The organism is Bacillus sp. Marseille-P3661 (genome assembly GCF_900240995.1).
GTDB lineage: Bacteria > Bacillota > Bacilli > Bacillales > Bacillaceae_J > OESV01.
Window position 1 is genome coordinate 1,521,354 of record NZ_LT965953.1, and the last position, 15,696, is coordinate 1,537,049.

Genomic DNA, 15,696 nt, shown 5'->3' on the forward strand with positions numbered 1-15,696 from the left:
TCCGATAAATATTTTAATATAATTTCATACTTGAATAGTGATGTAATATATGGGAAACAAGTATTTTAAAAGTGCATAAGAGTGTCCTCACCAATAAATTTGATGAGGACTTTCTATGAGATTTTACAGATATATTATTAGTATTTTCTAGTTTTCTTAACGAAGTATGACCCTATTTTGTTTCTATTACATTAATTCCATTATCTCCACCCTTATGCTCGATCGTTATGATTTTTTGATTAATAACACTCATAAAATTAACAGTAGTTGATGTTTGTAATGTTCCGATCCCTTTTAATGTTGTCGCATCATAAACATTGATCATACCTGCCGAACCCACATTGACGAACATTTTGTTGCTTTCTGTATCAAAAGCGACACTATTGATAGATTGATTAAATTTATTAAAGTACTGTATATCACTTTCTCTTCCGTAGCCTGTTTTAAAGATCACTCCTGAATGGTTATAAATAAATTTCCCATCAGGCGAAAACGTAAATCCTACCAACATTGGATAATCACCATGATAAATAGAATCATAGCTTGTTACAATTTGACCATTGTTAATCATATATACACTCATATCTCTTGGTGAAGAGTTCGTTGTGATCGTGTATAATTTGTCACCTGATGGATGTTTTTCAACTGGACTTGCTTCACTAATTCTTGCGCGATCTACTTCAATCCCAGTTTCCTCTGAGTAGCTCCGTATATCTGTCCATTGCCCTGAACCTCCAGGGACGTAAATAAATCCATTTACCGCCGCGACATCGTAAGGATCAAACCCAATGTCTATTATTTTGATAACATCTAGTGTATCCGCATCGACAACGCCAATATAACCTGTTTGATCTTCTTCAAAAACATAGGAACTATGTTCTTGTGAAATAAGAGTTACATACACCTTACCATGATCTAAGTCCAATCGTTCAGGCATATATTCAAAGGTTTGTTTGTCCATTCTTTTATCTTCAATCGAATATTTCACTAAGCTTTTACTACCTTTATCAATCATATAGATGATTCCATTTTCTTCATCAAACTTTACATCGTATGGTTTAAAGTCTAGATTCTGATAGAAATCTATTGATTTGTCTACAACTTCTAATGGAGGGTCTTCATGTGATGGTGTTTGTCCTCCTCCAATCTCTTCAATATCCAAATACGTTACTATAAATTGATATTTTTCTGCGTTTTCATTGTATTCTAAGCGCGCAAACATATTTACTAAGTACTTATTTTCATTATCTTTTGTTAACACTATACCTGCGTTTGCTAAAAAAGTATCTCCATATTTATCTACTACAAAGCCGTTAATTTCGGATTCATATCCATTGTAAAGAGCTGCTGTTTCGTCAAAATATTCTACCTCTAATTGGAAATAGGGACTGTTTGGATGGAGTGTTGAAATATAATAATCTTTATTATTTGAGAGGAATGCTCTTAAATAACTGGTTATTGCATCCAGAACAGAACTACTTTCCTGATAAGAAGCTTCAAAATATTCAGCAGAGATTAACGGCATGGTATTGTAGTCAACCTCTTGATAATTCATGTACAATTCACCTTTAGGGATGACTGCAAAATTAAATTTTTCATTTTCCACACCTTGTGAGATCACACCAATGACTTCACCATATTTGTTGAAAAGTGGACCACCAGAGCCACCGTGTGTAACAGCAGCGTCTGTTTGAATGTATGTTACTCCAAAAAATTCTTCTTCTCTGAAATCACTAATAATCCCTTGTGTAGCTGACCAATACAAACCAGCAGAGTGTCCAATTGCAATAACATTTTCACCAGTTTCATTTTTAGTTACTTCACCAAGTTTTAACGATTTCGCAGCTTGGATTTTATCAAGCTTTAATACGGCTAAATCAAGCTTTATATCATATTTATATATACCTTCAACCGTATAAGTTTTCCCTGTATAATCCTCAATTACTAGATCATCAAAACCATTAATCACATGTGCATTAGTCATTACTAATCCTTCACCGACAAAAAATCCAGTTCCAAATCCTCCCACTGTTCCATTATTTAAGCCTTTAATAATGACTACACTTTCCTTCGATTCCCGAACGATTTCAGCTGTTGTCTTTTGAATACCCTTGGGTTTTAATTGTTTCGCAAAAATAGCAATAGTAGGGTCTGTATAATTAACTTCAACTTCTGAAATAAATATTAGACCATCTTTATAAAAAATTTCTTTTCCTAATGATTCTGAAATGGCTCGAATCGGTAAGTATGTCGATCCATTGATAATTTGAGGTGCTACATCAATTTTAGTACTTGAACCATTTTTCTTTAGGAGTGATGATCCAACTACTAGTTCTAACTCATTGTTGCCTAGTTCAATTGAAATAGCTTGTTTTTGAGGATTCCAATCTACATTCGCTCCAAATTGTTGAGCAACAAAGCGAATAGGTACGAGCGTCCGATATTCCTTTATAACCGGAGTATTTCCACTGTCTAATGGCGTGATTTTACCATCTACGATTGATTGATTACTATCTACCATTAATACAATCCCATTATTTAACTGATTGATTAGGTTAACAAGATCATCTTCATTATAGGTTTTTTCTTGATCTGAAATGATAATCAGACCATTTTTATAAAGAATTTCTTTACCCATCGCTTCTGTTACGGCTCGTATCGGCAAATACGTTCTATCGTTTAAAATTTCAGGTGCTACATCTAAATTCGTGATCTTACCGTTTTTATCAATCTCTGAGATTCCTACAGTCATCTTTAATTGATTGTGATCGACCTGAATAGATATGATTCTCGTTTCATTGTCCCAATCCACGCTAGCCCCAAATCTTTCAGACACAAAGCGAATGGGTATTAGCGTTCTGTTATTTTTTATAATAGGCTTAATATTTTTATCTAAAGGGTCTATAGCTACTTTTTTACCCGCTACAATTGATTGGTTATTACCTACTAGCAATGCAATCTCACCATTTGTGTCAGTTTCATTTGCTGAAACAACAACTGCATTAAGTATAAGGAGATTAAATATTAAAATAGAAATAATTTTTTTCATCTAAATCCCCCTTTCATTAACTGGGTATAAATACCTATACAAATATACATTACAGAGACTATATTAACACGGATTGCATTACTATTTGATTTCCAATTTTATCAATACATCAAACCACGCTAGAGCCAGAGGGAGAGCCAGAGGGACAGGTCCATTGGCTCATTGGTTGATTATTTACTAATTTGTGCCACGGTACCTGTCCCTCTGGCTCGATTATTTACTAATTTGTGCCACGGTACCTGTCCCTCTGGCTCATCCCTCTGGCTCATCCCTCTGGCTCATCCCTCTGGCTCATCAAACCATTCATTTTTAGATGCTATTATAGTTCTAAATATTCTGATAAAATAAAAATAATTAATATTATTATGATAAAGAGTCAATCTATACAAAGGGGAGAATACAGGTGGAGAAACATATAGCGAGAGTAAATGGATGGGTGAAATACGATGATTTTGATCCATTAAAACATGTTATTTCTGATGAAGTCGTCCTTTATATTAAAGGAATGTATGGCGAGGCAGCAAGAAGAAGAGATGAATTTGATTTGCCTAGTCGAGATTATAAAGATATAGGTGGATATGATGTATTTACTTTAACACCCGAAATGCCTTTTACAAGAGATTACTTCATTTCTGAACATGAAATTTGTTTTAACGAAATAATAGAAGGATATATTTCTAGTAACAGATCACCTGTAGCTATTTTTAAGTATAGAAATGGCCAATCACATGGAGTTTATTTGCCTGTCTTAAAAAGAGAAAACATTGAAATATAGTAGAACATAAAAAGTGTCTACAAGCCATGAATCATGACCTGTAGACACATTCTCTTGGATGCTATAAGCTCCACAATCTCTCTATAACGCTTACGAGGTTAGCTGTCGGATTCGGGCCATGAGTAGCCCTACCTATTTATAGGATTCACCCCTTGGATTCTATTGAATCTAGATGGTTCCCCCGCACACTATGGTTTCGGCGATTTAGAAAGGAAACTTTTTTAGTTGGTATTAGGTAAGTAATAAGGTTTGTCACTTTTAAGAAACTTTTGAGTTCGAATACGCTTCTTCGATAAGTTTTGAATCAAAGTCGTTATAGTAAACAACTTCACTAAGAACTTTGCTTCCTTTAATTTTCTTAAAAGATTCTTTTGCCTCTTGCTGATTATCAAATTCATACATTTGAACATCATTTTTTTCATACACAGTAATTACCCACATTAAAGTTCCCTCACTTATTCGTTTTTATTTCACAAATCGATTCCAATACTGTACGTTCTAACTCTCTCTGAATTTATATTTTTTCTAAAAACGCTGGCTTCTACCATCTCCCCTACTCTTTCGCCTGATCATTTTTAAACTTTCCAATTTATGTAATAAGCTTACTTATTACATATGATATTGTAACTCATTTTTGCTGTTTTGTTTGTAAAAAAAATATGACAAATTTATTACAAATGGACATGGGGTGAGGGACAGGGGGACAGGTTCTGTCCCACAAGTCCAAGGGTAAAAAATAGCGCATGTCCCCCACTATATATTGCTTTATTATGCTGAGGAATAGGCGCCAAAATTCGATCAAATTGAATCAACCTACACCGTTCGCAGTAAAGTGATGACCATTTGGAAACAGCGCTACTTTATTTGGATATAAATTAAGATGAAGAGATAACATATTGATATACCTTACACTTAAAGAACAAAGGAGATCAACATGAAAATAAAACTTCTTGCGCTTATTCTTCTCTTCTTTAGTTTCACTACTGAAAGCCATGCTTTAATAGGAAATACCCCGAAAAAAGAACTTGCAATCGTAATTGATGATTTTGGTAATAATATGAAGGGTACAGCAGAAATGCTTGAACTTCCCATCCCACTTACTGTAGCCGTTATGCCTTTCTTACCTACTACGGAACAAGATGCTAAGCTAGCCCATGCAAAAGGACATGAAGTGATTGTTCATATGCCTATGCAACCCAAGCATGGTAAAAAAAGTTGGCTTGGACCAGGTGCCATCACTACTGACTTAAGTGATGAAGAAGTCAGAAAAAGAATCGAAAGTGCAATTGATAATGTTCCTTATGCAGTGGGGATGAATCATCACTTGGGCTCAAAGGTAACGGAAGATGAACGAATAATGAGAATTATCTTAGAGATTTGTAAAGAACGTAATCTCTATTACCTTGATAGTAAAACAGCAGAAAAAAGTGTGATTCCAAAATTAGCTGAAGAATTAGAGGTCCCTTATTTAGAAAATGATTTATTCTTTGATCATGTTTATTCTGAAAAACATATATACCGTCAAGCTTCTAACATCGTAAAATATTTACTACAATATGAACAAATAATAGCGATTGGACATGTTGGAATCACGGGAGAACGAGTCGTCGGCGCATTAAAAACATATATTCCGGAATACGAAAAAGAAGCAGAAATTGTTACACTTTCAGAATTAATTAAACCCCCACTTTTTGAATAAAAGGGACAGGGGGACAGGTTCACTGACCCACAAGTCCAAGGACAGTGGATCCTGTCCCCTTGGAACTGCACTGACCCACAAGTCCAAGGACAGTGGACCTGTCCCCTTGGAACTTTGCCTACACAAAAAAAATACCGCTTTTTTAGGACAGGCGGTATTTTCTAATTCGTTAATTCAGTTGTAATAATCCGTTCAGGATTTGTGTAGATATTCAATGCTTTGTTGCGGATAAAGCCAACAGTGGTAATACCAAGTTCATTTGCTAAACGCAATGCCAATTCAGTTGGTGCAGATTTAGAGAGTACAACTCCACATTTAATTTTGGCTACCTTTAATAATACTTCTGAGGAAATTCGACCACTAAATACAATTACTTTATTTTCCATTGAAATGGAATGTTTAAGACAGTATCCATATATTTTATCCAATGCATTATGTCTACCAATGTCTGTTCTGGCGATAACTATGCCATTTTTATCACATAGTGCTGCATTATGAACACCACCCGTATTTTGAAAAACTGTCGATGATTTCTGCATTTTCTCCATAAGATGAAAGCATTCCTGTATGGACAACACGCTATCTTTTGTTTCAATTGGCTTGACCGTTCTTGCATCCGTATAAAAGTAAAAGCTTTGACGGCTCTTTCCACAGCACGATGTTACATACCGCTTGGAGTGGATCATTTCATTAAATTTATTTACCCGATGTGTTGTAACAATAGCCTTGCCTGTTTTTTCAATCACCTGAAGTTCCTTTATATCCTCATAGCGGCTAATAATGCCCTCTGACGCTAAAAAGCCGACTACTAAATCCTCAATATATTCTGGACTGCAAACTAAGGTCGCAAATTCTTGACCATTTAACATAATCGTCACTGGAAACTCTGTTACGATTTCATCCTCTACAAGTTGAATTTCACCATTTTCAAAACGCAGCACTTGATTGTTTACTATCATTTGCTGATTCATAGCCATCGTCTCCCTAATTAGCTTTTAGATCTACGGATTCATCGAAAACAAAAACAGTCATTGCAATATCATCTTCAATATTAATATCTGAAAAAAGCCGTAGCACTTTTGCACCGATTAATGTTTCAAATTTTTCAATGACCTCTGGTTTCTTATAGATTTCCTTCACCATTTTTGTCCGCGTCTCATGTATCATCTGTTTACCTTGTGCAGAGTTAATCATAAATTTCTCAACGTTGGTTAGGTTTCCTTTCATTTCACTGATGGCCCAGTTTCCAACAAAGCGTGTACTAATTTCCTTCGGTCCGTTTCCCACATATTCTTTTCTAATTTCCCTAACAAGCATACTGAATTGATGTTCCAAATTTCTTCCCATTTCAACTTCCCCTTATCCGTCGTTTCAGATTAGTTTCTATTAAGAAAAGGAAATCCATTCATCCGCCAAAGAACGAAAGCGCAAGCACCTTACATGGTTCCTATAATTAAACAAAAGCGTTTGTCTGGTAAAATGAGAACCCTGTATTTTCCTCGCTTCTAGAATGGACGGATCGGATTTCCTCTAATACTATTCCTTTAACCCTTCACCGACACCCTTTAGAAGATTTAAACCAAATCCGATGGCACGGTTCAGATCCGGATCCTTTAATGCCTTCATTAAATCCAGTACTCCAATCTTTGAATCTGATTGTAGTCCTTGTTCTGCTTTTTCTAATCCTTTGGAAACGCTGCCCATTAGCTTCTTAGTCATCTCAGGATCTAGGTTGGTCAATGCTCCGCCTGCTGCCATCGCGTTGTTAATGAGATTTGTAACCGGCTCGCGCGTCATTTGGCCCACCGCGATTTTCGCTACATCTTCTTTTGCTTGTACAAGGCTATTTAGCGCCTCTAAAATACCACTGTTGTGAAGCTCCTGCAGTAGATGAAGCGTCTCAAGCAAGGACTCTTTATTTTGAGCAACCTCAGAGAGAAGACTCTCTAAGGATTGTGACTGTTTTTGCTTTTCACTAAGCTCGACTTTTTTTATCATTTGAATGGGTTTAGCCATTACGCATTCCTCCTGTCATACAACCCCGGCTTAATATGTTCATTAACACCTGCGATTGGAACATAGTCACCGCGTTCCCATTTGCGGTAAATTTCAAGACCCATTTGCGGTGTGCGCGTTGCATTGCGCGGGTTAAATTTCGGAAGTGGATTTTCTCCTTCTAACTCAAGTACTTCCATCCGCACCTTTGTTTGTTTATACGCAGGTGTATGTGTAACGACGTCTACCGCACCACCTGTCAGCAAATTAACAGCGCTCTCGTGACTTGATGAATGCATGGGTACATATACTGTTTTGCCTTCTACTCTGTCTGTTACAAGAACCGGAAGACGAATCGCACCGTATGGTGACATGAGTCGTACAAGTGTGCCGTCCTTTACTCCACGCTCTTTTGCAAGTTCTGGAGAAACCTCGACAAATACTTTCGGGAATTTATATTTGAGCCCTTCTGATTTCTGTGTTAGGTTTCCTTCATGGAAATGCTCAAGCAAACGCCCGTTATCAAGCGATAGGTCGAACTCTTCCGGGAATTCGACTGGCGCTACATAGTCAAACAAGCCGAAACGAGCCTTCTTGTCTGGAAAATTAAAGCCGTCCATGTATAGAACCGGTGTGTCTGTTCCGTTTGGTGAACCCCATGTAAAGCTGTTCCATCCTTCAAGTACATCGTAGCTACAATTTGCAAAGAATGGCGTTAAACTTGCCATTTCAGCAAAAATTTCACTTGGATGCTGATAGTTCCAATTAAAGCCCATTCTGTTTGCCAATTCTTGAAGAATCCACCAGTCAGGCTTGCTATTTCCTGTCAGCTCTAACGCTTGGTATAAGCGTTGTACACGACGTTCGGTGTTTGTAAATGTTCCTTCTTTTTCAAGTGAAGGTGCACCCGGTAAAATAACGTCTGCAAATTGAGCAGTTGTTGTTAAAAAGATTTCTTGAACAACAAGAAAATCCAATTTAGCAAGCATGTCCTGTGTATGATTAGAATCAGCATCGACCCAGGCCATGTCCTCGCCTACAACATACATGGCTTTCATATTTCCTTTATCAATTGCTTCAAGCATTTCAATATTATCTAATCCTGGCTGTGCAGGAAGTGTTACACCATACGCATTCTCAAACTTCGTTCTAATTTCATCGTTCGCTACTGGCTGATATCCCGAGAAAATATTAGGCATTGTTCCCATGTCTGCTGCACCTTGGACATTATTATGTCCGCGCAGTGGGAAGGCACCTGCATTGCTGCGCATCATATTACCTGTAGCAAGCAGCAGGTTCGCAATCGCAACAGATGTATGTGAACCGGCAATGTTTTGTGTGACTCCCATACCCCAGCAAATAGCAGTTCCATCTGCATCACGAATCATTTCAGCCATTTGAATGAGTACCTCTTTAGAAATGCCAGTCAACTTCTCTGCTTCCTCAAGCGTATATGGAGAGATCATGTTTAAGAAATCATCATAATGGTTCACATGCTTTTGGATGAACTCTTCATTATGCCAACCTTGGTCAATCATGTACTTTGTAATCGCAGACAGCCATACATAATCCGTTCCTTGCTTTGGACGAACAAATAAATCCGCACGGTCCGCCATTTCATGTCTTCGGACGTCTACGGTAATTAACTTTTGGCCATGTAGCTTATGAGCACGCTTAATGCGTGATGCAAGTACAGGGTGTCCCTCTGCTGGAGCACAGCCTACAAGGATTACAAGTCCTGCGCCCATGATATCTTGAATAGACCCTGAGTCACCACCAATACCGCCGGTCTGCTGTAAGCCCCAGGATGCCGGAGACTGGCAATAACGCGAACAATTGTCCACATTATTTGTGCCAAATACTTGACGGGCCATCTTTTGAATTAGATAATTTTCTTCATTTGTGATCTTAGAAGATGCTATAAATCCTAGTGCATCACTACCATACGTATCTTTAATACCACCTAATTTTTCTGCAACCAGATTTAATGCCTCTTCCCAGCTGGCTTCAACAAATACATCGCCTTTACGAATTAGCGGTGTTGTAATACGTTCTTGTGAATTTACAAAATCCCAGCCAAATTTTCCTTTTACACAGGTAGATACGCTGTTTACCGGCGCGTTTTCAGATGGTTCAATTTTTAAAATTTCATGGTCTTTTGTCCAAACCTCAAATGTGCAGCCCACACCGCAGAATGTACAAACCGTTTTTGTCTTTTTCGTACGTGTATCACGCATGGCTGCTTCGACTTCTGAAACCGCGAAGATCGTTTTGTAATCCGGTTCTACTGCTTTTACTAGATCAATCATAGGAGTCAGCAAGTCGTCCTCCATGGATGTCATAAATCCGGCATTTCCAAGCATTGATTTTTCCATTAATGCATTACAAGGACAAACAGTTACACATTGTCCACACGAAACACAGGAGGATTCATTAATACTTTTTCCTCCATCCCATAAAACACGCGGCTGGTCGCTTTCCCAATTAATCGTTAATGTTTCATTCACTTGTAAGTCTTGACATGTTTCCACACAGCGACCACATAAAATACATTGGTCAGCATCGTAGCGGTAAAATGGATGCGACATATCCACTTCATAGCCTTTGGAACGATGCGGACGTGTTTGATGTTCGACGCCCATCATTTCAGCTGTATTATGGACACGGCAATTACCGTTGTTATTATCGCAAACCGTACAATATAATAAGTGATTTTCTAAAATCCGGTCCATCGCTTCGTCTTGTGCCTGTTTGGCAAGTTCTGAGGCTGTAAGAATATTCATGCCATCCTCTACTACTGTAGAACACGCACGCATAATCGTGCCATCTACCTCACACATACATGTATCACAGCTTTGCACCGGACCTAGAATTTCTGAATAACAAATATGTGGATGCTGTATATCTTGAGAAAGAAGGTAATCTAAAATACGTGTTCCTTCTTTTATTTCATGCGTTACTCCATTAATAATCACTTTCAATGTATCTGACAATATAAGTCCCTCCTACTAACACAGTTGCTGTACCTAATGGGTACGAACAGTTTAATGGGGAAGAATTTTTAGCATATTATTATACTAGAAGAACGAACCCACAATAATTTATGAAGAAAGCAGGATATCCAAGCAATCTCTATTACTCGACATCAATACATCCTTCTCTATTTAGCACACTATTAATTTATCAAATCACGAGCATAACGATTTTCACTTACAGTCTTTCGTTACACTTAAAATACAAATTTAGAAATATAGAATTTTTCCATCGATGTCCTCTGCACCTAACGCAGTAGGACTAAGCATAACTGCTTTTTTCACACCAGCCGCTATCACTTGTTTCGCAATTTGCTGCCGACAATGAAATGCCATAATTGTCACCCATTAAATCTTTATCTGGTCGGATTGGAATACAATATTTTCCAAATGGAAGTAAAAAACCCACCATAAAGCGGATTATACGCAAAATCGCATAGACCGATTTATGATGGGTTAATATCTGAGCATTGTAAAATACTAGAAATCCTTCCCGCCACTTCAACAAAACTAGAAAATCAGGATGAAGATACAACACTTTGTTACATTTCATCAATGAATTTACTAATTGCTATTACTATTATTTTTTAACAATTATAAATATATCATATTTTAATAGATTTTGTGAACGTTTTGTGACATATTATTTTTTGGAAAGGGCCAGAGGAAGGGACAGAGGGACAGGTTCACTGACCCACAAGTCCTAATAAAAATGCCTGACTCCCGAACATTAACGTTTTACAGAACTGGGGGGGCATGCATTTTAATCGACCTTGACGCCAATATAGTAACCATCTGGAGAATACGCACCATCAATCGGTTCCTCTATGCTAGCCACTATTTAATTGATGAAATTTGCAAGATACAAAAATGCAAAGAAAAGACAGTGTTGAAGTTGAACTTCTCTACTGTCTGCTTAATCTCTCTATTTCAGTTTCAACTTTGTAAACTCTTTTATTTAATACTTCGGTTTTGTCATCAAAATGTTCACTAATTTTATCTGAATAAAGTCCCAAGACTTTCGATTAAGTTTTGCTGTAATTTCTGTTGTCCGTCTTCAAGTCTTGCTTGTCCTGTTTTTAAATCACCTATATCAGTCTTTATTTCTTTCAGTTCGCTTAACATTTGTTTTAATATATCTTTCACAGCACTTTCCTCCGCCCCAAGAAACTTTCTTTCTAATTATACCTCCTATATATTATCCCACCAATCAAATTTTTCAGAAAGAAAATGCCTGCCCCCAGTATATTAACACTTAACTGGACTGGGGGGCAGGCACTTGAATCAATCTAATGTATAACCTGCTCACGAGCTTTTTCACTTTGGAGCAACTCTTTAATTTTCCTATCAATTCGTTCAATTTCTGCAGCAGGATTTCTCCACCAATTTCGACTCCATATTCTTTCAATTACCCATCCTCTGCTTTCAAGGAAACGTTGACGATATACATCCCTTTCTTTTGCATTTGCAGAACTATGATACATCGCACCATCACATTCAATTCCTAAAATATATCTCGAGGAATCAGTCGGATGGACGATCGCTAAATCGATGCGATAGCCAGACAAACCTACCTGTGTAGTGACATCATAGTCTAGGTTTCTTAATTGTTTGTAAACCTGTTCTTCAAACGGAGAATCAAAATGTAAACCTTGTTCCCGTACATGCGTATTAACATTTTCATTAATTTCTTGAATTACAGCATTTATTTGTTCAATTTGTGCGTTTGATACAGCTCTTACATACTTCAAATAAGATTTTAAAAGTTTTGGTCCTAATTGAGATGTGTTCGCAACATTTAATTCCTCAGGTTCTAGACTTGATACGACAATAATGCCTTCTTTTGCTCTTGTAACGGCAACATTAAGCCGGTTTTCCCCGCCTTTTTGATTCAGCATCCCAAACCGGTTATAAACCTTTCCTTCTTCATTTTTTGCATAACCTATTGAAAAAAGAATAATATCTCTTTCGTCACCTTGTACATTTTCGATATTTTTCACAAAAATTCTTTCATCTAGATCTTTAGACATCATCTGGTTGTATACAGCATTAAATTCCTCATCTTCACTTGTTGTCTTTTCAATTAAATCTAAAATTTTAGTTTGCTGCTTTGCATTGAAGGTAATGATCCCTATCGTTTTATTAGGTTGGTTGATGAGAATATCCTTCAATGTATTTACAACCTTAATCGCCTCAATTTCATTTGATTGATTGATCCATAGACCTTCGACCTTTTTCCACTTTACTGCTGGTGGACTTTTAAATGGAACGACGTTTGGAGCAATTTGCACATGGCCATTATAAAAGGCATGGTTGGAAAAATTAATCAATTCCTCATATTTAGAACGATAATGCCATTGAAGAAGCTTTTCAGGAAATCTTCTTTTAGCCAAATTTAGCAAACTAACAGATTCATCGATGTCATATTGTTCTTCATCGTCGTCATCATTCACATACGAAGACTGAAACATGCTAAACGGTGGCAGCTGTTTCTCATCACCTGCAACGATTAGTTGCTTGGCACGATAAACGGCTGGAATCCCACTTTCTACCGTACATTGTGATGCCTCATCAAAAATGACTAAATCAAATAATCCGTCTTTTAGTGGAAAAATCGACGATACAATTTCAGGAGAAACAAGCCATACTGGCATAATATCGACTAGCCCTTCATTTGCAAATTCATTGACTAATTTACGCAGCGACCATATCCTTCTTTTTTTACCTACTTGATGCTTAAGCTCACGAATACTTTTAGGATTCGTCGTTTGGGTGGCCGCCACTTTCTTCGTCAGTGAATGAAGAAGATACTGTGTCGCGACTTGTCTTTTTTCTTCAATCAAGTTTGCAAAAGACTCCCGTATCCGTGAAAATTCATTAGATGAAACTTTTTGCACCTGCGGGTATTTCTTTTCGGTTTGGTCAATCCAATGAACATATGCCGAATTTCTAAAAAGATCTACCCAATAGTCAGGCAATGCAAGATTGGATTGATTATCCTTTCCTTGAAGTTTACGTATCACTTTTTTAACTAGTTCTGAACAATCGTGCCAGTATCGGTCCATTTGGTTTAATTCTTCAAAATCCCTATGCATATATTCCAGAATTTTATCCAAATCGGTAATAGGTATATCCCCTTCTGAAATACGGCTTTTTAACGTTTCAACTTTGGTATCATCGATATATGTTTTTAACTTTTCAATTTCAGTAGCCATTTGCTTTGTTTCTTTACCTAAATCATACATGAGCACTAACGATTTTTTTATTTTGAGCCATTCAGGCGAATTTGTCCCTCTAAATTTTTCTCCATCAATTAATTCCTCAATAATGGATTTTCCAGAAAAAGAACTCCACCACCATAAACGCAAACCTTGTAATGTCCTTTTATTTGTATCGTCTAAATCAGGATATACTTTGTCTAATTTGTTCTCAATTAGCCAAGTGTACGCTGGGGTAATGTTCTCATGATTTAACGAATTCATATAATCTGCCGCATTTCTCGCCTTCTCAAGCAAGTTTTCTATTAGTTCGATTGCCTCCAGCTTATTTTTCATATTTAGATTTTCAAAAGACTTCCGTTCTTTCAATGGATAATCATCATCACCAAATCTTTCATACCATTCTGCGTAGGTATAGACCTTCTCCGATACTTCGTCAAGTGTGTCTTTATTTAAATCTGACAATACATCATTCAAATCAATAATTTGCGTGGTTTCTTCTACCGGAATGGCTTTTCCATATAAATCGTATAATCTAAAGCCGAATTCTTGATATTCATATAAAGCATTTGCGATACTATTTAACAACTCTTCCTGTGCCGATAACTTCTTAGAAGTAGATGCCAAATGTTGTTCCGCTTGCGGATAGACAATTTGATTTTGATCTAGTACAGACGCCACTTTAGCGTATAAATTCTTTCGATCATGTTTTTCATCATGGACCAGCGCAATATGATTACTCAGACCGATGCTATCTACTCTTTGATAAATAACATCTAATGCGGCCCTTTTTTGACAAACTACTAAAACATTTTTGTCTTGCTTTAACGCATCGGTGATTAGGTTCACAATCACTTGCGACTTTCCGGTTCCTGGGGGACCATGCACGACTAAGCCTCTTTTATACCGGGCTTCTTTCAAAATCTCCTCTTGAGAGCCATCCGTTTGCAAAAGATTTAAAATCTCTCCATCTTCTTGATCAGTTAACTTCATATGTAAATTTTCAGGATTATGCTCCATATTAAAATCCTGATCACTAGGTTCAATCAATTCACCTGCTAATGACAAGTTGCTGCCTTCTGAAAGTTCTATTAGAGCTTCATAATCTTTCACCAACGATGAGCCACCCTGAGGAAAATTTCCGATAACCGCATTCTCTATTAAGGTTAAATTCGCTACTCCTGGGATCTCTTCTTTTTTATATTCTTTAAGTTTCGTTATGCTCTGTTGGGAAAAGTACACATTCATTTCAATACTTTTCAACAAGTTAAGCCATGAATCATAATCAAATTGGGTTGCAATTTCACCAGCTTGTTCAAAAAAATCTTCCGTAAACGTTAAATTATTTAACTTTTTAAAAGCTAGAAATAAGGTACGATTAATTTGTGGTTCACCTTCATCAAGTTTTAGTATCCACTTTTGTGTATGAACATTATTTTTTTCTAATCGAATTGGGTATAAAAATAAAGGTGCCTGAAAAAAAGTGCCATCGGAAAGCGTTCCAGTTAGAAAAGGGAAACCTAAATAAAAATCATGAATACCGGTTTCCTCCTCGATGGCCTTTATGTTTCTTGATAAATCCGTTAACTTTCTGGAAATAGCCAACGAGGCTTCATTATTAATTGAAGGCTTTAACAGTGTAATGTCACTTTTAGTTTGTTTAATAATGTTTTCGACAATCGAAACACTTACCTTTTCTTCGGATAATTGGTCTAACTCTGTTAAGTCAAAACTCCATTTATTATAAAGCTTTAATAACCGGATCGAGCGATTCCGACGACTAATATCATTCAACTTATCCCGCATATGAACTAACTGTTCCTTCATTACTAAACCTCATCTTTCTAAAATAAATGTATGTTAGTACTATTATATAGAAAACAGCCTTATTCATTCCACAAACGAAGAGCCAGAGGGACAGGTCCACT

11 protein-coding genes and 1 riboswitch are annotated in these 15,696 nt (G+C 36.9%); of the genes, 2 read left to right on the top strand and 9 right to left on the bottom strand.

Going from position 1 to position 15,696, the window contains the following annotated elements; genetic code table 11:
- Positions 1-172: 172 nt before the first annotated feature.
- Entirely contained in the window at positions 173-3,049 is a 2,877-nt protein-coding gene (locus C1724_RS07165) for a stalk domain-containing protein (RefSeq protein WP_102346015.1), read from the bottom strand.
- 403 nt (positions 3,050-3,452) lie between these two features.
- On the opposite strand from C1724_RS07165, the gene C1724_RS07170 reads away from it, so the two are divergent.
- The gene (locus C1724_RS07170) at positions 3,453-3,824 is read left to right on the top strand and encodes a hypothetical protein (protein ID WP_102346016.1); all 372 of its coding nucleotides are present in this window, start codon (positions 3,453-3,455) and stop codon (positions 3,822-3,824) included.
- 72 nt (positions 3,825-3,896) lie between these two features.
- A riboswitch (cyclic di-AMP (ydaO/yuaA leader) is annotated at positions 3,897-4,036 on the bottom strand.
- A gap of 46 nt (positions 4,037-4,082) precedes the next feature.
- Here C1724_RS07170 and C1724_RS07175 read toward each other — a convergent pair.
- Positions 4,083-4,265: a hypothetical protein gene (locus tag C1724_RS07175; protein WP_102346017.1), complete on the bottom strand. Its 183-nt coding sequence runs from the start codon at positions 4,263-4,265 to the stop codon at positions 4,083-4,085.
- Between the two features lie 493 nt (positions 4,266-4,758).
- On the opposite strand from C1724_RS07175, the gene C1724_RS07180 reads away from it, so the two are divergent.
- Positions 4,759-5,523 (top strand): divergent polysaccharide deacetylase family protein, encoded by a 765-nt coding sequence (locus C1724_RS07180; RefSeq protein ID WP_102346018.1) that lies wholly within the window; start codon positions 4,759-4,761, stop codon positions 5,521-5,523.
- A gap of 161 nt (positions 5,524-5,684) precedes the next feature.
- Here the strand turns inward: C1724_RS07180 and fdhD are convergent, their stop codons facing one another.
- The 7 genes from fdhD to C1724_RS07210 form a co-directional block, all read right to left on the bottom strand.
- Positions 5,685-6,494: a formate dehydrogenase accessory sulfurtransferase FdhD gene (gene fdhD / locus C1724_RS07185; RefSeq protein WP_102346019.1), complete on the bottom strand. Its 810-nt coding sequence runs from the start codon at positions 6,492-6,494 to the stop codon at positions 5,685-5,687.
- A 13-nt stretch (positions 6,495-6,507) separates the two neighbouring features.
- On the bottom strand, positions 6,508-6,870 hold the full coding sequence (locus C1724_RS07190; protein ID WP_102346020.1) for a DUF2294 domain-containing protein: 363 nt from the start codon (positions 6,868-6,870) through the stop codon (positions 6,508-6,510).
- Positions 6,871-7,059: 189 nt separating this feature from the next.
- Positions 7,060-7,539: a DUF1641 domain-containing protein gene (locus C1724_RS07195; protein WP_102346021.1), complete on the bottom strand. Its 480-nt coding sequence runs from the start codon at positions 7,537-7,539 to the stop codon at positions 7,060-7,062.
- Positions 7,539-10,511, bottom strand: a complete 2,973-nt coding sequence (fdhF, locus tag C1724_RS07200) for a formate dehydrogenase subunit alpha (protein WP_374703425.1) — start codon at positions 10,509-10,511, stop codon at positions 7,539-7,541. The genes C1724_RS07195 and fdhF overlap by 1 nt, the downstream gene beginning before the upstream one ends.
- Positions 10,512-10,760: 249 nt before the next feature.
- Positions 10,761-10,886 (bottom strand): hypothetical protein, encoded by a 126-nt coding sequence (locus C1724_RS26025; protein WP_258000294.1) that lies wholly within the window; start codon positions 10,884-10,886, stop codon positions 10,761-10,763.
- A gap of 660 nt (positions 10,887-11,546) precedes the next feature.
- Positions 11,547-11,696: a hypothetical protein gene (locus C1724_RS26030; protein WP_258000295.1), complete on the bottom strand. Its 150-nt coding sequence runs from the start codon at positions 11,694-11,696 to the stop codon at positions 11,547-11,549.
- A gap of 143 nt (positions 11,697-11,839) precedes the next feature.
- Entirely contained in the window at positions 11,840-15,595 is a 3,756-nt protein-coding gene (locus tag C1724_RS07210; protein ID WP_102346023.1) for an AAA domain-containing protein, read from the bottom strand.
- Between the last annotated feature and the right edge of the window lie 101 nt (positions 15,596-15,696).

Coding starts and splice junctions, on each gene's coding strand:
- C1724_RS07195 (WP_102346021.1), bottom strand. CDS start 7,539: ATGGCTAAACCCATTCAAATGATAAAAAAAGTCGAGCTTAGTGAAAAG.
- C1724_RS07175 (WP_102346017.1), bottom strand. CDS start 4,265: ATGTGGGTAATTACTGTGTATGAAAAAAATGATGTTCAAATGTATGAA.
- C1724_RS26025 (WP_258000294.1), bottom strand. CDS start 10,886: ATGGCATTTCATTGTCGGCAGCAAATTGCGAAACAAGTGATAGCGGCT.
- C1724_RS07180 (WP_102346018.1), top strand. CDS start 4,759: ATGAAAATAAAACTTCTTGCGCTTATTCTTCTCTTCTTTAGTTTCACT.
- C1724_RS07210 (WP_102346023.1), bottom strand. CDS start 15,595: ATGAAGGAACAGTTAGTTCATATGCGGGATAAGTTGAATGATATTAGT.
- C1724_RS07190 (WP_102346020.1), bottom strand. CDS start 6,870: ATGGGAAGAAATTTGGAACATCAATTCAGTATGCTTGTTAGGGAAATT.
- C1724_RS07165 (WP_102346015.1), bottom strand. CDS start 3,049: ATGAAAAAAATTATTTCTATTTTAATATTTAATCTCCTTATACTTAAT.
- fdhD (WP_102346019.1), bottom strand. CDS start 6,494: ATGAATCAGCAAATGATAGTAAACAATCAAGTGCTGCGTTTTGAAAAT.